This is a genomic window from Nonomuraea sp. NEAU-A123, assembly GCF_018603905.1.
In the GTDB taxonomy this organism is placed as follows: Bacteria; Actinomycetota; Actinomycetes; order Streptosporangiales; family Streptosporangiaceae; genus Nonomuraea.
This window is the reverse complement of sequence record NZ_JAHFZZ010000014.1, coordinates 72,988-96,696: the sequence shown is the minus strand read 5'-3', so window position 1 is coordinate 96,696 and position 23,709 is coordinate 72,988. Positions and strand designations below refer to the sequence as shown.

The 23,709-nt window shown below is 72.4% G+C and carries 1 protein-coding gene; it reads right to left on the bottom strand.

Annotated features, from left to right (window positions below; translation table 11 throughout):
• Nucleotides 1-2: 2 nt before the first annotated feature.
• A complete protein-coding gene (locus KLK06_RS36880) occupies nucleotides 3-23,708 on the bottom strand; it encodes a non-ribosomal peptide synthase/polyketide synthase (protein ID WP_214640267.1) in 23,706 nt (7,901 codons plus the stop codon).
• Between the last annotated feature and the right edge of the window lies 1 nt (nucleotide 23,709).

Genomic DNA, 23,709 nt, shown 5'->3' with positions numbered 1-23,709 from the left:
TCTCACCGGGGAAGGTGACGGCCGATCAGCGGGCCGAGGATCTCCAGAGTGCGGGTGTCCAGCAGTTCGGAATGCCCGCACTCGATGGCGAACGTCCGCAGCTCTCCCCCGACGTACCGGCTCCACTGTTCGGAGGCCGTCCCCGTGAACCCCTGCTCCGGCACGGTCGCGTCCACGAAGACCACGTCTCCCGGGAAGACGCCGTACTCGGCCCGCTCCATCATGCGGTCGCTGGCCAGGTAGTTCTCCACCACCCGGGCGATCTGCGCGTCCTCCAGCGCGGCGACACCGCCACCCAGCTCCCGGACGAACCCGACCGCGTCGGCGACGGACAACGTCGGACGCCGCTCCTCCGGCACCTGGCAGCCCATCTCGATCAGCAGATCGGCGATCGCCGCGGGCCCGTCCCATGCGTCGGCGGCCCTCTCGGTGAGGCCTGTTCGCGTGTCGAGCATGCCGAGGAACGTGACCTCACGTCCGCCGGCGGTGAGGTTGATCGCCACCTGATGCGCCACCGCACCGCCGAACGACCAGCCGAGCAGCCCGACCGGCCCCTCGGGCGCGGTCCGGCCGATCAGACCGGCGTACTCTTCGGCCAGCTCGCTCATCGTGACGGGCAGGTCGGTGGTACGGCTCAGGAGGGGTGACTGCAGGCCGTAGAGCGGGACGTCCGGCGGCAGGTGGCGCTTGAGCCCGGCAAACTGCCAGCTCAGGCCGCTGGCTGGCGGCAGACAGAACAGCGGCGGCCGCTTGCCGCCTGCCCGCAGGACCAGCAGGGGAGCCATCGCACCGCCGGCGGACACGGCATCGTTGGCGGACGCGGCATCACCGCCGAGCGCAGCATCGCTGGCGGACGCGGCGTTGCCGATCCGGTGGGCGAGGGCCGCCGCCGTGGGCGCTGTGAACAGGTCCGCGATCGGGAGGGCGACGCCGAGGTCCCGGCGCAGGGCCGCGGCCAGCCGTACCAGCAGCAGCGAGTGCCCGCCGAGGACGAAGAAGTCGTCGTCCACGCCGACCGAGTCGAGCCCCAGTACCTCCGCGATGACGGCGCAGACGGCCGCCTCGGTACGCGACCGCGGCTCCGTACGGGTGGTCATCCGGGCGAAGTCGACGTCCGGCAGTGCCGAGCGATCCACTTTGCCGTTCGGTGTGAGCGGCAACTCGTCGAGGACTGTCACGACCGCGGGAACCATGTACCCCGGCAGGCGGTGAGCAAGGTAGTCACGGAACTGGAGCGACAACAAGGCATCGCCGGCACCGAGGCCGTCCCGCAGTGGTGCCGAGGCTTCGCTGTCACCGAGGCCATCCCGCATCGAGGACACGGTGTCGTCCGTGGTAACGTACGCGAGGATGTGGGTCTCGCCGCGCGAGTCCTGTCGCGCGACCACCGCGACCTGCCGGACAGCCGGATGCTGGGCCGCGACCGACTCGATCTCACCCAGCTCGATGCGGAAGCCGCGCACTTTGACCTGATGGTCCGAGCGGCCGAGGAACTCCAGCGAGCCGTCAGAGGTCCAGCGAGCGAGGTCCCCTGTGCGATAGAGCCGGCCGCCATCGCCGAACGGGTCGGCGACGAACCGGGACGCGGTGAGGCCGTGGCGCCCCAGGTAGCCGCGGGTGACCTGCGCCCCACCGAGGTACAGCTCGCCGATGGCGCCGGGAGGAACCGGGCACAGTGCCGCGTCCAGGAGGTGGGCCGTGGTGCCGGGCAGTGGGCGGCCGATCGTGGGGCGGTCGCACCAGCCGTCGTCCACAGGGGCAGCCGTGGCCCAGACGGTCGCCTCCGTGGGGCCGTACAGATTCACTACGCTCTGAGCCCTGCTCGCCAGCTCCCCCGCGAGGGTAGGCGGCAGCGCCTCGCCGCCGATCAGCGCCCGCACGCCGCTGAGGTCGGCGTCCGGCGACTGGGCCAGCGCCGACCACAGCGACGGGGTCGCCTGCATGACCGTGACGCGTTCGGCCGCCGCCAGCGCGGCGAGGAGGCGCGGGTCGCGTACCTGCTCCTCTGTGGCCATCACCACGCACCCGCCGGCGCGTAGGGGGGCCATCAGTTCGAGTACGGAGATGTCGAAGGAAAGGGTGGTGACGGCGAGCAGCCGGTCGGAGTCCCCGATCAGGACGGCGTCGGCCACGGCGGCGAGGAAGGTCTCCAGGTCGCGATGGGTGACCACCACGCCCTTGGGCCTGCCGGTGGATCCCGAGGTGTAGATGACGTACGCCGCGGAGTCCGGATCACGGGGGCGTGTGGGTGTTCCGTCGACGTCGGTAAGGCCTGGATCGCTCTGGGCCACATGGCGAAGACGGGCAGACGCGCCGTCCATGTCCGTGCGATTCGGATCGCTCGGAGCCACCTGGCGGAGGTGCCTTGGCAAGCCGTCGAAGTTGATGAGTGTCGTGCCGTCGGGTATCGCGGAGAACAGTTCCCGCGATCGCTCGTCGGCGACCACAACGGCGGGCCGGGCGTCGTCGATCATGAATCGCAGCCGCTCGGCCGGGAACGCGGGATCGAGGGGCAAGTACGCGGCCCCCGCCTTGGCCACGCCCAGTACAGCCACCAGCAGGTCGGCCGAGCGCGGCAGGGCGAGTCCGACCAGGCTCTCCGGACCGGCGCCGAGGTCGGCGAGTCTGGCGGCGAACGCGTTCGAGGCCGCGTCGAGCTCGGCGTAGCTCATCGTCCGGCCGCCGGACACGCAGGCGTCCGCATCCGGCGCCGCCTTCGCCCGCGCGGAGAACCGTACGTCCCAGGGCAGGTCATCGGCTTCCACCGGCCCGCCGGACCGCCACCGCGAGAGGTCGTCGAGGTCGGCCGCGGCGAGTACCGGGACCATGGCGACCGGCTGCTCCGGCCGGACCGCGAGCTCGCCGAGCAGCACGATGAGGCGGTCGAGCAGGCGCCGCGCGGTGCCGTCGTGGAAGCGTGCGGCGTCGTACTCCAGGGTGATTTCGACCGGCTGTCGCGGGCCGGCGTCGACGAAGGTGAAGTTCAGGTCGACTTTGGGGTCGGAGAGGTACGAGGGCGCGTCGCCCGTGGGCAGGCCCAGGGCGGTGTCGTGGCCGGTCGGCCGGTGCAGGAAGCCGATCATCACCTGGAACAGTGGGTTGCGTCCCTGTTCGCGTACCGGATTGACCACCTCGACGACCTGCTGGAAGGGCACGTTGGCGTGCTCGAACGCGGCCAGGTCGGTCTCACGTAGCCGACGCAACAGCTCGGTGAAGGAGGGTGAGCCGGAAAGGTCGGCGCGCAGGACGAGGGTGTTGACGAAGAAACCGACCAGGTCGTTCAGCACCGCGTCGGCGCGGCCCGAGGTCGGGCTGCCGATCGGGACGTCGGTGCCGGCGCCGAGGCGGTGCAGCAAGGTAGCCAGTGCGGCGTGCAGCACCATGAACAAGCTCGCCGACTCGGCCCTGCCCAGCTCCCGCAGCGGGTCGATCAGCTCCGGCGAGAGCGGCGCGGACACCTGTCCGGCCCAGCGGGCGTCGCGGGTCTGGTCGAGCCGGCGGGCGTCGCGCGCCTGCCGGGGCCGGTCGGCGGGGAGGGGGATCTCGGCCGGTAGGCCGCGCAGGTGCTCCTGCCAGTAGGCCCGCTCGGCGGCGTGTCTGCTGGCCGGGTTTTCGGGGTCGCCGAGCAGCTCGCGCTGCCACAGGGTGTAGTCCGCGTACTGCACCGGCAGCGGCTCCCAGCGTGGGGCGTGACCCGCCTGCCGTGCGGCGTAGGCGGTGTCGAGGTCGCGCAGCAGCGGCCGGTCGGACCACTCGTCCATGGCGATGTGGTGCAGGATCAGGGCCAGCACGCTGTCCCCGGTGTCCTGCTCTTGAATCAGGGTGACCCGCAACGGCGGGTCGGCGGCCAGGTCGAAGGGGTAGGCCACCGCCGCCGACACCGCGTTCCCGGTCTCGGCGGCCGGGCAGTCCACGACCGCGACTGCGATCGGGGACGGGTCGAGTACGTCCTGGAACGGCTGGTCGTCGACGACCGTGACCAGCGTCCTCAGCACCTCGTGCCGTGCCACCACGTCGCCGAGCGCGGCCCGGAGGGCTTCGTGGTCGACGGATCCGCGGAGGCGGACGAGTAGCGGGTAGTTGTACGCCGTCGAGGTGGGGTCCAGTTGCTGGAGCAGCCAGAGCCGTTCCTGGGCCGCCGATAGAGGCGGGCGCTCCGGTCGCTGGCGGGAGGCGAGCTCGGGGGGTGTGGTGCCGGCTCGGTCGGCGAGACGGGCGGCCAGGCGCGCGGGCGTGCGCGTGTCGAACATGTCGCGCAACGACAGATCGACGCCCAGAGCCGCACGCACCAGCCCGAACAGCTGGATAGCGAGCAGGGAGTGCCCACCCCGATCGAAGAAGTCGTCCTCGGCACCAAAACCGCCAAAACCGCCAAAATCGCCGCGGTCGCCGAAGCAGCCAGGGCCACTGCGGCCATCAAGGTCACCGAGGTCACCCGGTTCACCTGGTTCGCCGACGCCGAGGACCTCGCCGAACAGCTCGCACAGCCGCCGTTCCACCTCACCCACCGGCGCCCTCGAACTCGACGGCAGCGACCGCGGCGCCGGCAGCGCAGCGGTGTCCAGCTTGCCGTTGATCGTCAGCGGCAGCGCCTCCACGACCGCGAAGGCCGACGGCACCATGTACCCGGGCAGGACCGACTTCAGCTCACGATGGACGGCCACCAGCAGCGAGTCCCCATCACCGGGTTCGTCGGGAACGACATAGGCCACCAACCATTTGCCACCCGACGGACCGGGAACCGCGAGCACCGCGCTCTGGTGCACCCCCGGCCGCGCCGTCACAGCAGCCTCGACCTCGGCCGGTTCCACCCGGTAACCACGGATCTTGACCTGATCGTCAGTACGGCCCAGGAAGTCGAGGTTCCCGTCCGCACGGGCTCGCACCAGGTCGCCGGTACGGTACATCCGCCCACCGGACACGAACGGATCCGCCACGAACCGCGAGGCGGTCAACCCGAACCGGTCGAGATATCCACGCGCCAGCCCCGCCCCACTGATGTAGAGCTCGCCGGGCACGCCTGTGGGCACCGGCCGCAGGGCGGCGTCCAGGATGTAGCCGCGGGTGTTCCAGATGGGCCGCCCGACTGTGGTGCCCATGCTGTCCTCGGTGCCCGCACCGAGGGTGTTGATCGTGTACTCGGTCGGACCGTACAGGTTGTAGCCATCCACCCCCTCGGCCTCGCGCAGCGCGGTCCACAGCGTCTGCGGCACCGCCTCGCCGCCGAGCAGCACCAGAGCCGGACGGTACGAGCCGGGCGGCCCCCCATACCGCGCGCCGTCGAGCAGCCCCTGGTCGAGCAGGTGCTGGGCGTAGGTCGGTGTCACGTTCACGACGTCGACGCGATGCCGGTCGCAGTAGGCGACGAGCGCGCGGGCGTCGCGGCGCAGTTCCTCGTCGCAGATGTGTACGTGATGGCCTTCGACCAGCCACAGCAGTTCCTCCCACGACATGTCGAAGGAGAACGAGACCGTGTGGGCGATCGTGAGGATCCGGTTCCCGGCGGCGGCGATCGTGGGGGCGAAGATGGCCTCGCGGTGGTTGAGCTGCATGTTGGTCAGGCCCCGGTACGGCGTGACCACGCCCTTGGGCCGGCCCGTGGAGCCGGAGGTGTAGATGACGTACGCCGGGTGGTCGAGCCGTCCCGGACTGCCGGGGGCGAAGTCGCCCAGCTCGCGGTCCTCGATCGGCTCCGACGATCCGGTACGCGCGGCGGCGCCGTCCAGGCACAGCACCGGCACCGGGTGGGAAGCGAGCCGGGGCGCCACCGCCTCGGTGGTGACCAGCAGGACCGGCCCCGCGTCGGCCAGCATCGCCAGCAGGCGGTCGTCGGGATGGTCGAGTTCGAGGGGAAGGTAGGCGGCTCCGGTACGGAGGACCGCGAACAGCGCGGCCACCATGTCGATGGATCGAGGCACGGCCAGCGCGATGATCCGCTCGGGGCCCGCTCCCCGGTCGAGCAGCAGGCGGGCGAGCTGGTTCACGCGCGCGTCGAGTTCGGCGTAGGTCAGTGTCCGGGTGCCGGAGGTGAGGGCCGCGGCGTCCGGTGTCCGCCGGGCCTGGGCGCCCATCAGTTCCGCGATCGTCTCGGCGCCGATGGGATGGGTGACCGCGTCCCATCTAGCCTCCAGCTCCGCGAGCTCGTACGGCAGAAGGACGGGAACATCGGCGACCGTCGCGGCGGCCCGCTCCGAGAGGTGGAGCAGCACCTGCTCCAGCCGGGACAGCAGCGCCCGCGCCTGCTCCGGCGCGACCACGTCGGCACGGAACTCCAGCCGCACCGCCAGCCGCGCCCCCGGCGTGGCCACCCAGGTGAGCGGGTAGTGCGTGGCGTCCACGCTCTCCACGCCGACGATGCCGTGCTCCTCCTCCAGGTCGGTGAAGGTGTCGTCGTCGAGGAAGTTCTGCAGGACGTAGAGGCTGTCGAAGAGCTGGTCACGGCCCGCCGCGCGCTGGATGTCGCCCAGGCCGAGGTACTCGTGCGCCATCATCTCCACGCGGTCGGCCTGCACGCGCCGCATGACCTCCAGCACGGGTTCGCCCGGGGCCAGGCGTACGTGGACGGGAACGGTGTTGAGGAAGACCCCGATCACCGAGTCGATGCCGTCCAGCTCGGTCGGCCGCCCGGCGACGGTCGTACCGAACACGGCCTCCTGCCGTCCCGAGGCATGACTCAGCACCATCGCCAGCGCCGTGCTGAGCATCGCGTTGAGCGTCACCCCACCGCGCCGCGCTTGCTCGGTGACGCGGCCGGTCTGCTCCCGGCTCAGCCGGAACGACAGGCTGGTCGCCAGCACCGGCGCGGTCCCCGCCGCCGCCGGGAACAGGATGGTCGGCTCCTCCAGCCCGGCGAGCGCCCGCCCCCAGGCCCGCGCCGACGCGTCCGCGTCCTGGCGAGCCAACCAGGCAAGGTAGTCGGTGAACGTCGCCGCCTCCGCGACCGACGAGAGCTGACCCGCCCCCTTCGGCCGTCCCACCGCTGTCTCCGCGTCGGTTCGCTGGGTGGGGTGACTGTCGCGGGCGAGGGCGTACTGGCCGAACAACTCGCGCAGGACCAGCTCCCGCGACCACCCGTCCCACAGCAGCAGGTGGTACGTGAGCAGCAGCCGGTCGCGCCCGCCGGGCAGACGGACCACGGTCAGGCGGCACAGCGGCGGCCGGGCCAGCTCGAACGACCGGCGACGGTCCTCCTCCATCAGCGCCCGGAGCCGATGGTCGTCGTCCGCGTCCGACAGATCCACCACGTCGACCCGGCTGTCCAGGCCGGTGCCGACCAGGGCTACGGGCCGAGTCGTGCCTTCAGCGGTGAAGCCGAGCCGCATGGCCGCGTGCCGATCGAGCACGGCGGCGTACGCGTGGCGGAGTGCGGCGACGTCGAGCCGCCCGGCGAAGTCGAACGCGTTCTGCGCCACGTACACGTCGGCGTCGCCCGCGTAGCCCGCCTGGAAGTACAGGCCCTCCTGGAGCGGCGACAAGGGCCAGATGTCCTGTACGGCGACCGGGGCTGCGGCGAGCACCCGGTCGACCTCATCGGGGGTGAGAGTGCGGTGGGTCAGCGCGGTCGAGTCGCTCAGCCCGGTCGAGTCGCTCAGCGCGGTGGGCCGGGGTGGGTGGGTTGTCCCACGCTCGCGGTCATGGCCGGGCGATGCGGCGGCCAGCTCGCGCGCGGCCGCGGCCCAGGCGTCGGCGAGTGCGTCCACGTCGTCCGCGCCGAGGCCGCCGTCCGCATAGGTGAACACGGCGTGCAACTCGGGCCCCGCCGCCGTGTCGTGGCAGGCGACGTTGATCTCCAGCAGGTACGGCGTGCCCAGATCCGGGTCCGGGTGCACCCGCAGCGCCTCCGCCTCGGGCGCGGTGTCCCAGTCGCCGGATCGGCCGGTGGGGAACCGGCCGAGGTAGTTGAACAGCACTTGTGGCGTTCCCAGCCTGGCGAGCGCGGGGGCGGTGCGCGCGTTGCAGTAACGCAACTGCCCGAACCCGAGACCACCGTCCGGAACGGCCCGCAGCACCTGGCACACGTCGCCAAGCACGGCGGTGGCCTCACCGGATACCGCGGGCAGCCGTACGGGGGCGATGGCGGTGAACCACCCCACGGTTCTGGACAGGTCCTCTCCGTCCGCGATCTCCTCGCGCCCGTGCCGTTCCAGGTCGATCACCAGCGGCGCCGCGGGGTCACCGCCACGCGCCGCCCGCCAGCGTGAGACCGCGACATGCAGCGCGGCAACGAGCACATCGGTCACATCGGCCATGGGGGTGGCAGACCCGGTCATCGGCCAGATCACGTCGGCCACAGGGGCGGCTGGCCCAGTCACGTCTGCCACGGGGGCCGCCAGCCCGGTCATCGGCCTGGTCGCGTCGGCTGTTCCGATGGCCGACGCAGCCGACCGCAGCGGCCAGGTCGCGGCGGTCGCCGGCACGGTTGTCAGCAGTGGGCCGGTCACCTCGGTGGGCAGGCGCACGACGTGGTCCCGGGTTCGGCCTGCTGTCAGGCCGATGGTCGGGGTTGCCGGATCGAGTTCGCCGCCCGGCGCCAGGGTGGCCGTCCAATGGTCGAACTCGGCGAGCCGGGCCGACTGGGTGGCGTTCTCGGTGATGGAGCGGGCGAAGGCGCGCAGCGACGTGCCGACCGGTTCGAGTCGCACGTGTTGGCCGGTGCTCACGGCGTCCCAGGCGTCTCGCAGGTCGTCGACCAGGATCCGCCACGAGACCCCGTCGACCACCAGGTGGTGCGCGACGAGCAGCAGCCTGCCCTGATGCTCGGGCCCCTGGTCGAACCACACCGTCTGCAACACATCGCCGCCGTCAGGGTCCAGCCGGTCGGCGGCGGCGTCGGACTCGGCGGCGACGAGGGCGCGCAGGGCGTCCTCGTCGAGACCGACCGCGTCGACCGAGGCCACGGCGGGAACCGGGACGTCGGCGGCCGGACGGGCCTCCAGGGACCACAGCAGCGGAGACGGCCGGTTCAGCCGCAGCCGGAGCGCGTCGTGCCGCCCGACCAACGCGCGGATCAGCGTGCTGACCTGCTCGTGGGTGGCTCCCGGTGGGGTGAGCAGCAGCTCGGACTGGTTCAGCCGGGAGATCCGCCCGCCCAGCTCGGCCAGCCGGTGCACGATCGGCATCAGCATGACCTCGCCAACCCCATCGGACGCGACCTCCTCCGGCTCCCGGCCGGATCCAGTGTGCGCCTGACCGGATCCGACGTCCGCACCCGACTCTCGGCCACGTCCGGCGGCCGTCCCCCGGCCAGATCCGGTGTCCGTGCCGAAGTGACCAATCGCGTCGGCGAGCGCGGCCGGAGTGCGGTGGACGAACACGTCCTTCGGGGACAGCCGCAATGACCGGCGCCGGGCCAGGTTGACGAGCTGGATCGCAATGATGCTGTCGCCGCCGAGCACGAAGAAGTCGTCGTCGGGACCGACGTCGTCCAGACGCAGCACCTCCGCGTACAGCGCCCGCAGGACGACCACAGGCGACGCAACCCCAGAAAGGACCTCAACCCGAGCGGTCGCCGGGACGGGCAGGGCGGCCTCGCGGTCAAGCTCGCCGGTAACCGCAGCCCGCGCGGTCGCCGGAGCGGGCAATGCCTCGCGGTCGAGCTTGCCGTTGACCGTGAGTGGCAGCGCGTCGAGCGGCACGAAGGCCGCCGGGATCATGTAGCCAGGCAGCCTCTCAGCCAGGTGGGCATGGGCCTCGGCGGCACCGATGCGCACCCCGGCCCGTGCGACCAGGTACGCCACGAGCCGCCGCCGTCCGGGCTCGTCCTCGCGTACGGTGACGGCGGCGTTCACGACTCCGTCCAGTGTCAGCAGCGCGGACTCGATCTCGCCGAGTTCGATGCGGTACCCCCGTACCTTCACCTGCTGGTCGGACCGGCCCAAATAGACCAGGTCGCCGTCGGGAGCCCACCGCGCGAGGTCACCGGTGCGGTAGAGCCGCGCGCCGGAGGTGTTCGGGTCGGCGACGAACCGTTCGGCGGTCAGGCCGGGGCGGTCGAGGTACCCGCGGGCCAGTTGGTCGCCCGCGACATAGATCTCGCCGGTGACGCCGGGCGGGACCGGCTGAAGGTGGCGGTCGAGCACGTGTACGCCGAGGCCGGGCAGCGGCCCGCCGATGACGCTGTCGCCGTTCGCGTCGTCCGAGGTCAGGGCGCGGAACGACACGTGCACGCAGGTCTCGGTGATGCCGTACATGTTCACCAGCCGCGGTGCTCCGTCGGCGTGGCGGTGGTGCCACGGGGCCAGGCGCGCGAGGTCCAGCGCCTCGCCGCCGAAGATCACGTACCGGAGCGCGAGCTCGCCCGGCTGCGCGCGGTCGGCCTCGATCAGCGGGTAGAACGCGGACGGGGTCTGGTTCAGCACGGTCACGCGCTCGCGTTCCAGCAGGTCCAGGAAGCGTCGCGGGTCGCGCGCCACGTCGTGGGCGACGACGACCAGGCGCCCGCCGTACAGAAGCGCGCCCCACAGCTCCCACACCGAGAAGTCGAACGCGTACGAGTGGAACATGGTCCACACATCCGCCGGACCGAACTCGAACAGCTCCTCAGCCGCGGCGAACAGCGACAGCACGTTCCGATGGGTCACCGTCACGCCCTTGGGACGTCCCGTCGAACCCGAGGTGTAGATGACGTACGCCGCGTTGTCCGCGCTCAGCGGGACCGGCTGCGGCGGGGTGCTGGGGTGGCCCGCGATGACGTCCAGCATCATGACCGGCACCGTGGCAGGGGGCAGCGAGGCCAGCGTCGCGCTGTCGGTCAGCAGGCACACGGGGTTCGAGTCGGCGAGGATGTAGTCGAGCCGTCCGGCCGGGGCGCCGATGTCCAGCGGTACGTAGCAGCCGCCCGCCTTCACGATCGCGAGCAGCGCCACGACGAGGTCGGCCGAGCGCGGCAGCGCGACGGCGACCCGCGACTCCGGCCGTACTCCTCCGGCGATCAGGGCGCGGGCCAGCCGGTTGGCGGCCGCGTCCAGTTCGGCGTGCGTGAGCGAAGCGTCGCCCGAGGTGACGGCGATGGAGCCCGGCCGGACCGGGGCGGCGGCGTACGCGCCCGCGAGCGTCGCAGCGTCCTCCACCCGTGACACAGCCGCATCGGACGGCACCACAGCTCCGAGCAGGTCCAGCCGCGAGACCGGCAGGCCAGGGGCCGTGGCCAACTGGTCGAGCACCCGCCCCACCTGGTCCAGCAGCCGCCGGGCCGCCCGCTCCCCGACCAGCTCGACGTCGTACTTGATCTCCAGTGTCAGCCGCTCGCCGGGGAAGGCCACCAGCGACACCGGATAGTGCGGCGAATCCGTACCGGTGAAGCCCCGCACGCTCAGCCCGTCCCGCCCACCGTCCCGCACGGTGGGGAAGTTCTCCACCACGACCATCGTGTCGAAGAACTCACGGACACCGGCGACGGCGGCGAGCTCGCCGAGCCCCACCTGCTGCACGTCGAGCAGGTCCGTCTGCTGTTCCTGCAGCCGGGCGAGCACCTCGCGCAGCGGGTCGCCGGGACGCCAGGACATCGGCACCGGAACGGTGTTGATCAGCAGGCCGACGATCGACTCGACGCCGGGCAGCTCCCCGCCCCGCCCCGACACCGTCGAGCCGAAGACCACCCGCTCCTGCCCGAGCAGCCTGCCGAGCAGCAGCCCCCAGGCGCCGTGCACGAACGTACTGAGCGTCACCCCCTGCTCGCGAGCGGCCTCCACGAGGGCGCCCGTGCGTTCGGCGGGCAGCGCGACGTGGACGCTGTCATGCCGGGAAACCTTCTCCACGGCGCCGAACAGGCGAGTGGCGGAGTCGATGCCGGACAGCGCGCGGGCCCACACGCCGCGGGCGTGTGCCCGGTCCAGGCCGGCCACCGCCTCGACGTGGTCGCGGAACGTCACCGCAGGGGCGGGCAGCTCGTACCCGGCTCCGGCCCGGCCCCGCTCGTAGGACTCGATCACGTCGCCGAACATCAGCGGGTACGACCACCCGTCGGCGAGGATGTGGTGCATGGTCTCCACCAGCCGGTGATCGGTCCGGCTGAGCGAGACCAGCGCGTAACGCAGCAGCGGCGCGGCGGCCAGATCGAAGGGCCCGGCCAGCTCGGCGGCGGTGACCTCGGCCAGCCGCTCGCGCGCCGCCTCAACATCGAGGCCGGTCAGGTCCACCTCGTGCCACGGTACGTCCACCGCACCGGCGATCACCTGGACCACCCGGCCGTCGGCCAGCTCACGGAAGCAGGCGCGCAGGGCGTCGTGGCGGTGGACCACCGCCTCCACGGCGCGGCGCAGCGCCGCCGGATCGACCGGCCCGGACAGCTCGGCCACCTGCTGCACCACGTACGTGTCGGTCTGGTCCTCGGCGAAGGACGCGTGGAAGTACATGCCCTGCTGCAACGGCAGCAGCGGGAGTACGTCCCGCACACCGGACGGCGCGAGCCGGTCCACGTCCCCCTGGGTCAGCTCGACCAGCGGGAAGTCGGAAGGAGTACGCCCGGCGAGTTCGGCACAGCGGGTCAGCGCGGTCAGCGCGGCCATCCACAGCTCGGCCAGCCGCCCCACCTCACCGGCCGTCATGACGCCGGACGGCCAGGACAGTGTGGCCGAGAACACCGTGCCCGCCCGCCCATCCCGGGCCAGCGCGTTGATCTCCAGCCCCATCGCGGGGTTGCTCGGGTGGACGCCTTCGCGCAGCGCGCCCGCCGCCGCCCAGTCCCCGCCCTCGTCGGCGGCGAACCGCCCCAGGTAGTTGAACAGGATCTGCGGCGGCTCGCCCCGCAGGTCCGCCTCGCCGTCCAGGTAACGCAGGATCCCATACCCCAGTCCCTGCCGGGGCACAGCGCGGAGCTGCTCCTTGACCCGCTTCGCCGCCGCCGCGAGGGCAGCCCCCGCCTCGGTGACCTCCGCCCAGCGCAGGGGTCCCGGGTCGAGGCGTACGGGGTAGATGGCGGTGAACCAGCCGACCGTACGAGAAAGGTCCACGCCGTCGAGCGCGTCGCGGCCGTGGCTCTCCAAGCTGAGGACCACGGCGGTCTGCTCTCCGCGCCGCCACTCGGCGAGTGCGGTGGCGAAACCGGTCAGCAGGACATCGTTGACGCCGCCGTGCATCGCGGCGGGCACGGCCGACAGCAGGGCCGTGCTCACCTCGGCGGGCAGCGAGACCGTCAGCGACTCCACGGTGGCGGCAGTGTCGATCGCCGGGTCGAGCGGGCGCGTGCCCAACCACGGGTCCTCGGTGGCGAGGACGGCCCGCCAGTGGTCGAGCTCGTCGCGGAACGTGCCCCGCTCGGTCGCCGCCTCGACCAGCTTCGACCAGGTACGGAAGGAGGTCGGCACCTCGTCGGGCACATGCTCGCGGCCCGCCCGTACATCCGCCCAGGCCCGTGCGAGGTCGTCGGCGAGCACCCGCCAGGAGACGCCGTCGATCACCAAGTGGTGGATGACCAGCAGCAGCCGGCCGGGCCCGGACTCGTCGGCGAACCAGACCGCCCGCAGCATGACCCCGCGATCCGGGTCGAGGCCGTCGGCGGCCCGCCCGGTGACCTCCTCCACGTCGGCCGACACATCCACCCTTGTGAGCGCGTCCGCCGCGCGGAACGCCTCGGGCGGCGGCACCGACAGCACCCAGTCGGCGCCGTCGCGGTCGAGCCGGGCCCGCAGCAGATCGTGGCGTTCGCCGACGGCCTGGAGCACCCGCTCCAGTTGCGCGTGGGTCATGCCGGCCGGGGTGCGGAGGATCATCGACTGGTAGAAGCGCTCCAGGGGCGTACCCGCCCGCATGGTCTCGACCAGCATCGGGGTGAGCGCGACCGTACCCTCGCCGCTGTCCCGCGGTCCGCTCGGGCGGGCCTGTGGGGCGGCTGCGGCCAGCGCACGCACGGTGCGGCGGCGGAAGACGTCGCGCGGGGTGAGGTGCAGGCCCGCCTTGCGGGCGCGGCCGGTCACGGCGATCGAGGAGATGCTGTCGCCGCCGAGGGCGAAGAAGTCGTCGTCGATGCCGACCTCGGCGAGGCCGAGCACCTCCGCGTAGATCGCGCACAGGGTTCGCTCGCGGTCGTCGCGCGGCCCGTTGCCGCTGCTGACAGGTGCCACGGGCTCGGGCAGCGCGGCGACGTCGAGCTTGCCGTTGACGGTCAGCGGCAGCTCACCGACGACGCCGTACAACGCGGGGACCATGTAACCGGGCAGCCGCTCGGCCAGCGCGGCCCGCAGGTCCGCGACGAGGGCGGCCTGGTCGGCCCCGTCCGCCGGCACCACGTACGCGACCAGCTTCTTCAGCCCGGTCACCGCCGAGTCGGTACGGGCGATGACCGCTGCCTGCCGGACCTGCGGCAGCGCGGTCAGGGCCGACTCCACCTCACCGAGTTCGACCCGGTAGCCGCGGATCTTCACCTGGTCGTCGACCCGGCCGAGGAAGTCGAGGTTGCCGTCCCGGCGCTGCCGTACGAGGTCCCCGGTCCGGTACATGCGCCCGCCGGGCACGAACGGGTCCGCCACGAACCGCGACGCGCTCAGGTCCGGCGCGTGCAGGTAGCCGTGCGCGAGCCCCGCGCCCGCCACGTAGAGCTCGCCGAGCACCCCCGGGTGGACCGGGCGCAGCCAGGCGTCGAGCACGTACGCGCGGGTGTTCCAGATCGGGCGGCCCACGGTCGGCGTGGCGCTGTCGCCCGTGCCCGCGCCCAGCGTGTTGATCGTGTACTCGGTCGGGCCGTACAGGTTGTAGCCCTCGGCGCCGCCGGGCTCGCTCAGCCGGTTCCAGACGGCTTCGCTGACCGCCTCGCCGCCGAGCAGCACCAGGCGGGGCGGGTGCCCGTCCCGGTCGAGCAGCCCCTCCTCGAACAGGTGGTGGGCGTACGTCGGGGTCACGTTGATCACGTCGATGCGGTTCGCGCGGCAGTAGGCGGCCAGGGCGGCGGCGTCCCGGCGCAGCTCCTCGTCGCAGATGTGCACCTCGTGGCCCTCGACGAGCCACAGCAGCTCCTCCCACGACATGTCGAAGGAGAACGACACCGTGTGCGCGATGCGCAGCCGGTCCCGCCCGGCGCTCCGGGCGCGGGCGACGGCCGGGTCGAAGATCTCGGCCCGGTGGTTGAGCTGCATGTTGGTCAGGCCGCGGTACGGCGTGACCACGCCCTTGGGGCGGCCGGTGGAGCCGGAGGTGTAGATGACGTACGCCGGATGTTCCAGCCTGCCGGGCGCCGTGGCGGCGAACGCCCCCAGCTCCGCGTCACTCAGCGGATGCCCGGGCAGCGTGTCGTCGGGCACCAGGCATTCCCCGCCCAGCCGCCGCTGCGCCTCGGCCAGCGGTGTGCCCGCGTCGGCGCACACCAGCAGCACCGGCCGCGCGTCGTCGAGCATCCCGGCCAGCCGGTTCACGGGGTGGTCGAGGTCGAGCGGCAGGTAGGCGGCGCCGGTACGCAGGACGGCGAAGAGCGCGACCACCATCTCGACGCCGCGGGGCAGACCGAGTGCCACGATCCGGCCCGGTCCCGCGCCCTTGGACAGCAGCAGCCGGGCCCGGCTGTTGATCCGGCCGTCCAGCTCGGCGTAGGTCAGCGACAGCTCCCCGAACACCAGGGCGACCTCGTCCGGGCAGCCCTTGGCCCGCTCGGCCAGCAGGTCGGCGATGGTGGCCGAGCCGATCGGATGCTCCGTGGCCGCCCACTGCCCGGCCAGCTCGGCGTGCTCCTCGTCGAGCAGCGGGTCGAGCGCGCCCGCCTGGACCGACAGGCCGTCGGCGAGCGCTTCCAGCAGCCGCGTGAAGCGCCGGACCAGCCACCGCGCGTCCTGCTCCGCCACCACGTCCGGCCGGTATTCGAGCTTGATCCGCAGGTTGGCGCCGGGGGTCAGCACCCAGGTGAACGGGTAGTGGGTGGTGTCGACGTACTCCACTCCGACGATGCCCTGCTCGCGTTCCAGGTCGGTGAAGGTCGTGTCGGACAGGAAGTTCTGCAGGACGTACAGCGTGTCGAAGAGCTGCTCGTGACCTGCGGCCCGCTGGATGTCGCCGAGCCCGAGGTACTCGTGCGGCGCGAGCCGGATGCGGTCCTCCTGCGCCCGGCGCGCCAGCTCGATCACCGTCATCTCGGGCGCGGCGGCCACCCGGGCCGGGACGGTGTTGAGGAACAGGCCGATCACGTCCTCGATCCCGGGCAACTGGGTGGGCCGGCCCGCGACCGTCGTGCCGAACACGACATCGGTGCGCCCGGTCTCGTAGCCGAGGAGCAACCCGAGCGCGGCGGTCAGCAGCGAGTTGAGCGTGACCCCACCGCGCCTGGCCTGCTCCCCCAGCCGGGTCGTCACCTCGGCCGGGAGCGCCGCCAGGACGCGTTCGGACGGGATCGGCTCCCGGCCGGCCGCCTCCGGGACCAGGATGGTCGGCTCGGAGACGTCGGCGAGCGCGGCGGCCCAGGCGGCGGTGGAGGCGTCGCGGTCGCGGGCGGCGATCCAGGCGAGGTGATCGGTGAACGCCGCCCGCGCCGGCGGCAACGCGCCGCGTTCCCCCCGGGAGTCATAGAGCGCGAACAGCTCGCGCAGCACCAGTTCGCGCGACCAGCCGTCCCAGAGCAGGAAGTGCGCGGTCAGCAGCAGCCGGTCCCGGCCGCCGGGCAGGCGTACGACGGTCAGCCGGGCCAGGGGCGGCCGGGTGAGATCGAACGGCTTCTCCCGGTCGGACCGCATCAGCTCCGCGAGGGCTTCCCCGGAGCCGGTAGCCAGATCCACGACCGCGACCTCGGCCGGGACCTCGGCGCCGATGTACTGCACGACGCCGGGGACACCGTCGCCGGTGAACCCGGCGCGCAGGGTGGGATGGCGTCGCAGCAGCGCCACGAACGCCATGGTCATGGCCTCGACGTCGAGGCGGCGGTCGAAGTCGAACACGTTCTGCGCGATGTAGGTGCCGGCGCCCTCGGAGAAGGCCGCCTGGTAGTAGACACCTTCCTGGAGGGGCGACACCGCCCAGATGTCGGCCACCGGAACCGGGCTGACCGCCACGACGTGGTCGATCTCCGCCTGGGTCAGCGACACGGTCGTCAGCTCGGCGGGGAGCAGCCGCGCCGCCGGCTCGCCGCCTGCCAGGTGGGCTTCGATGGCGGAGGGGGTACGCATGCGGAAGATGTCCTCTGTGGTCAGTTCGATCCCGTCCTTGGCGAGCAGGCTGACGACGCGGATGGCCTGGATGCTGTCGCCCCCGGCCGTGAAGAAGTCGTCGTGCACGCCGATGCCGTCGAGGCCGAGCACCGTGCCGAAGTGGGCGCAGATCAGCGCCTCCCTTGGGGTGCGCGGGCGTCCGCCCCTGGCGATCGGCTCGGGGGCGGGGAGCGCCTTGCGGTCTCGTTTGCCGTTGGGGAGCGTCGGCAGGTGGTCCAGGATGGTTATCGTGGCGGGGACCAGGTAGGGGGGTAGTTCGGCGCGTAGGGTTGCGCGGAGGGCGTTGGGGTCGACTTCCTCGCCGGGGACGGCCACCACGTAGGCGTGCAGAGAGCGTGTGCCGCCGCCTGTGCCGCCGGTGCCGCCGCCTGCGGTGCGTACCGCGACCACGGCGTCGGCCACACCCGCGCGGCGCATCAGAGCGGCCTCCAGTTCGCCCGGCTCCACGCGGTAGCCGTTGATCTTCACCTGGTCGTCGGCCCGGCCGAGGAACTCGACCCGCCCGTCGGCCGTCCACCGGCCGAGGTCGCCGGTGCGGTAGAGCCGGCCGCCGTCGGTGTACGGATCAGCCACGAATCGGGCGGCCGTCGCACCGCCCTGGCCCAGGTACCCGAGGGCGAGCTGGGCGCCACCGACGTAGATCTCCCCGACCGCGCCGGGCGGGACGACGTGAAGGGCGGCATCCAGCAGATGGATCCGCGCCCCAGGCACAGGCGTCCCCAACGTCACCGGCCCCGCCGCGTCCACCTCACCCTGCAACACGTCACCCGCCACCTCCGACGACCCGTAGGAGTTGACGATCCGGGCACCGGGGGACGCCTGCCGGAGCGCGTTCACGCAGGCCCGGTCCAGCGGTTCCCCGCTGCAGATCCAGCGGCTGAGCGTCCTGAGCCGTTCCGGTTCCGTGTCCGCCAGCGCGCCGGCCAGACTCGGCACGGCGAGCAGTTGGGTCGCCCCGGACCGCTCGACGAGCCCGGCCAGCGCGGCGCCGTCGGTGGCCTCAGTGGCGTCGGCGATGACCGTCGTCGCCCCCGCGACCAGGCCCCCGAGCAGCTCCGTGGTGCCGTCGATAAAGCTCAGCGAACTCTTCGCCACCCGAACATCGGCCACCCACTCCCGCGCCGCCCAGACCAGCCGATTGGCAAGCGCCCCCTGCGTCCCAACAACCGCCTTCGGCCGCCCCGTCGACCCGGAGGTGTAAACGACCGACACCGCGTCCTGCGGGCTCGTCCCAGTCACACCCGACACCGCAGCCTGCGGCCCCGTCCTGGTCGCACCCGGCACCGCATCCAGCGGACCTGTTCTCGTCCCGTTGCCGGTGATGTCCGCGTCGGCCGCCGCCCGTACGGTGAGTGTCGGCAGGTCGTGCGGCGGCAGCGACCTGGCGCTCGCGTCGTCGGTGAGCACGCACACCGGCCGCGCGTCCCCGAGCATGAACTCGATCCGAGCCGCCGGATAGCCGGGATCAACCGGCAGATAGGCGGCCCCGGCACGCATGACGGCGAGCAGGGCCACGGCCATGTCCGCCGAGCGGCTCGTCGCCACCGCGACGATGTCGCCACGGCGCACACCCGCCCGGGTCAGTGCCCGGCTCACCCGTACAGCGCGATCGTCCAGCTCGGCGTAGGTGAGCGCGAGGTCGCCACAGACGACGGCTGTACGCGCCGGATGCCGGGCCACCTGACCCGCGAACAGATCCACAACCGTGGTGCCGGTCCGCCGCACCGGGGCGCCGGAACCGGCGGCCATCAGCCACTCGCGCTCCTCCCCAGTCACCAACTCGACCAGTTCACAGGCTTGCTCGGCGTCCTCGGCGATAGCGGCAAGCACCATCTCGTACTGGCGGGCCAGCCGGGCCGCGGCACTCGTACCGACCACCCGCCGATCGTGGGTCAGCGTGACGGCGATCCGCGCACCCGGCTTGGCCATCAGCGTCACGGGGTAGTGAGGCGCCTCGACTGTGTGCACGGCGGAGATCTGGATCTCCCCTGCCGGGGTAGGCGGCGCCGGGTAGTTCTCGATGACCACGAGCGTGTCGAACAGCTCGGGCACACCCAGCCGCCGCTGCAGCCGGGCCAGCGAGACGTGCTCGTGCTCCACCACCTCGCGCCGGTCGCGGGCGAAGCGCCGTACCACGGTGGCGAGCGACTCGGCGGGACTCCACCGTACCCGCGCGGGAACCGTGTTGATCAGCAGACCGACCATGGAGTCGATGCCCGCAACGTCGGCAGCCCCACGGCCGGACACAGTCGAACCGAACGTCACATCGGACCGACCAACCAACCGTCCGACGAGAATGCCCCAAGCGGCGCCGATGACCGCCCCGACCGTCAGCCCGTGCTCCCGCGCCCACGCGCTCACCCGGTCGCTGACCTCCTCGGACAGCTCCCGATCGACGCGCCCGAACCCACCGACGACCTGCCCGGCGACGCCCAGCGCATCAGCCAACCCAGTCTCCTCGGGGACGCCGAGCGCATCAGCGAGCCTGGTCGGCTCGTGCACGTCCGCCAGGGCGTCCGCCCACGCCTCGGTTGCCACGTCGGGGTCCTGTGCCACCAGCATCCGCAGGAACTCCCGGTAATGCGGGGGCGCCGGCAGCGCCTCGGGCCCTCCCCCGGCCTCGTAGAGCGCCAGCAGGTCGCGTAGGAGCAGCGGCACCGACCAGCCGTCGGCGAGGATGTGGTGCACGGTGTGGATCAGCACATGCCGCCGCTCACCGAGCCTGAGCAGCGCGTACCTCATGGACGGGGGCCGTTCCAGGTCGAACGGCAAGGACCGCTCCGCCTCCGCGACGGCGGCCACCCGCGAGGCGGCACCCTCCACGCCAAGCCCGCTGAGATCCTCCACCCGCCACGGCACCGGCGGACGGCCCGCGATCACGGACACGACCTGCCCGTCGCCGACGGTACGGAACGCCGCGCCCAGGTTGGGGTACCTGTCGATCAGCCGGTCCGCGGCCAGCCGTAACCGGTCGCCGTCCAGCGGGCCGGTCAGCTCGATGATCTGCTGGACAACGTACGGGTCGGTGTCGCGGGCGAAGGTGGCATGGAAGTAGAGGCCGGTCTGCAGCGGTGACAGAGGAAGTACCTCCCGGAGATCCGGCGCCGCGGCCTCGATCGCGGCCACGTCGCTCGGCTCCAGGGCGACAAGGGGGAAGTCCGACGGAGTATGCCCGGCAACCGTCTCGCTCGTGGCGATGCCGGTGAGCACCTGGGTCCACAGCTCGGCCAGCGCCCGCACCCGGCCGCCGTCGAGCACGCCACCGGGCCAGCTGAACCGCGTCTCCAGCACCGGCCCGTCGGCCGTGTCCACAGCGACCGAGTTGATCTCCAGCACGCGCGGCAGCGGCATGCGCGGATCACGCCGCTCGACGACGATCTCGCCACCACCACGACCACTCCCGCCGCGACCGCCTACCCCACCACCGACGCCACCACCGACTCCAACGCCGACGCCACCACCGACCCCAACGCCACCACCGACGCCAACGCCGACTCCATTGCCGTCGCCACCACCGGCTCCACCGCCGTCGCCAACAGCCGTCCACTCCTCGGTGGACCCGGCCGCGAACCGCCCGAGGTAGTGGAACAGCACCTGCGGCGAGACGGCCAGGTCAGGACGGGGCTTGCCGCCGAGATAACGCAGGGCACCGTAGCTCAGCCCCCGCCGGGGCACCGCGCGGAGCTGCTCCTTGACCGCCTTCACCGCGTCGCCGAGGGCGGCGTCGCCCGGCCCCGGATCGAGTACGGCCGGGAAGAGCGTGGTGAACCAGCCGAAGGTACGGGACAGGTCGACGTCCCCGGCGCCGACGGCGTCTTCCTCCCGGCCGTGTCCCTCCAGTTCCAGCAGCACCTCGGACCCTGCGTCGGGGCAGTGGTCGGCCCGCCACCGGCCCAGGGCGATCGCCGCCGCCGCGACCAGTACGTCGTTCACGCCGCCGTGAATGGACGCGGGCACCGCGCCGAGCAGGCGGGCGGCAACGGGGGACGGGAGCGCGACCGTCAGCGACTCCTCGGCGGCCACCACGTCGCGGCGCGGGTCCAGGGGCCGCTCCCCCAGCATCGGGTCGGGCGTGGCCGCCGCCCGCAGCCAGTACGCCTCGTCGGCGGTGAACGCGCCCGCGCGGGTACGGTCGCGCAGCAGCGTCGCCCACTGCCTGAACGAAGTGGGTACGCCGGGCAGCGACACCGCACGCCCCTCGCGAACCGCCGCCCATGCCTGGCCGAGGTCCTCCAGGAGCACCCGGAGCGACACCCCGTCCACGATCACGTGGTGGATCACCACCACGAGCCGACCCTGCGCGTGCGCCCCGGCATCCAGCCACACCAGCTCGATCATCCGGCCGCCGGCCGGGTCAAGCCGTCGCGCCGCCGCCATGACCTCGCGGCCGGCGACGGACTTCACCGTCGTGGCGTCGTCGGTGGTCACCTCTACGCGGGTGATCACCTGGGCTGCTCGTGGCGAGCCCACCGGCTGGATCGACAGGGTCCAGGGGGCCGTGCCGTCGATCCGTGCTCGCAGCAGGTCGTGGGTGGTGAGTATGGCGTCGACGACGTGTTCGAGCTGGTCAGCGGTCATACCGGCAGGCGTGTGGACTGTCATCGACTGGATGAAGCCGTCCATCGACGGGCCGGTGGCCTGGAGCCATTCGGTGATCGGGGTCGGGGGGACCTCGCCGACCGCGCCGGTGGCGGGGCCGGGGGTCGTGGTGACCTCGGTCACCGTGACCGCCAGCGCGGCGGGGGTGGGATGGGCGAACAAGTCGCGCGCCCGCACCACGAGTCCCGCTTGCCGCGCCTGCCGGACCACGCCGATCGCGACGATGCTGTCACCGCCCAAAGCGAAGAAGTCCTCCTCCGCCCCCACCTCCTCGAGGCCGAGGACCCGCGCGAAGATCTCGCACAGGACGCGTTCCCGGGCAGCCTGCGGCTCGAGCGTGCGCTCCTGTCCCCGTTCGTCCGGTTCCGGCAGGGTGCGGCCGTCCACCTTCGGCGTCGGCAGAGGCCGCCGCTGGGGTTCCGGGAGTGCGCGGCGGTCCACCTTGCCGTTGGCGGTGAGTGGGAAGCGGTCCAGGACGACGAAGGCGCTCGGCACCATGTACTCGGGCAGCCGGTCGGCGCACCAGCGCCGTAGTTCCCCGGCCGGGAGGTCGTCGTGGGAGGTCACGTACCCGATGAGGTGCCGCGCGCCCGCAGCGTTCGTGCCCACGGTGACGGTCGCCTGGCGGACCCGCGGGTGCGTGGCGAGCGCGGCTTCCACCTCCTCCGGCTCCAGTCGCATGCCGCGGATCTTCACCTGGTTGTCCGCCCGCCCCACGAACTCCAGCGAGCCGTCGGCGTTCCAGCGCGCCAGGTCGCCGGTGCGGTACATCCGGGATCCGCCGTCACCGAACGGGTTGGCCACGAAGCGGGAGCCGGTCAGCGCGGGGGCGTTGATGTATCCGCGCCCGAGCAGGAACCCCGCGGCATACAGCTCACCGGCCTCGCCCACCGGCAGCGGCTCGAGCCGGTCGTCGAGGACGTAGAGCTGTGTGTGCGGGTTCGGGCGGCCGATCGAGGTCGCGATGCGTTCGGCGGTGTCGCGGTAGATGACGTGTGAGACGCCGATGGTCGCCTCGGCCGGGCCGTACCCGTGGTAGAGGGTCGTGGACAGCTGGCTCCGGAACCGGTCGAACAGCTCAGGGGTGAGCACCTCGCCACCGCACCAGACATGCTTCAGCCCGGACAGCAGCGAGGTCCCGTGGGCCATCTCCAGGAGGGTGTCGAGCATCGACGACACCAAATAGACGAACGTCACCCGCTCCCGCGCGATCAGGTCGAGCAGGTATTGGGGATCGCGTTCGCCGCCGGGCTCGGCGACCACCACGTAGCCGCCGGAGACGAGCGGAAGCAGGATCTCGTTGACCGAGATGTCGAACGACAGCGGCGCCTTGAACAGCGACGCGTCGCCGGGCCCGAACCCGAGGATCTCTTCGACCTGCCACAACAGCCGGGTGCTGATCGCCTCGTGCCGGATCATCGCGCCCTTGGGCTTGCCCGTGGAGCCGGAGGTGAACATCACGTACGCGAGCCGCCCCCCGCTGATGGGCGGCAGCGACGGCGGTTCGGCGGGCTCGTGGCCGTAGCGCCAGGTGCCGAGGTCCACCTCCACGACGGAGTCACCGGTCTCCATGCCGGGGGCGGCGATGACCAGGTTCGCGCCCGCCTCGGCCCGTACCTGGCCTCGGCGGTCCGCCGGCCAGGACGGCTCGACCGGCACGAAGGCGCCGCCCGCGACCATGACCGCCAGCACGGCGACGACCAGTTCGGCGGAGCGGGGGGTGGACACGGCGACGACGTCTTCCGCCCGCAGGCCGCGTCCGCGCAGATGGCGCGCGAGCTGGAAGACGTGTGTGCCCAGCTCGGCGTACGTCAGGCGGGCGCCGGGTGCCACGACCGCGAGGGCCTGCGGGGTCCGGCGTACCTGTGCGGTGAACAGGTCGGCGACCGTGGTGATCGTCTCAGGCGTGGTCGCGTTGTTCCACCTGCGCAATGCCTCAAGTCGCTCCGCGATGCCGTCCTGACGTCCTGGGTTCACGGTATTCGCCACG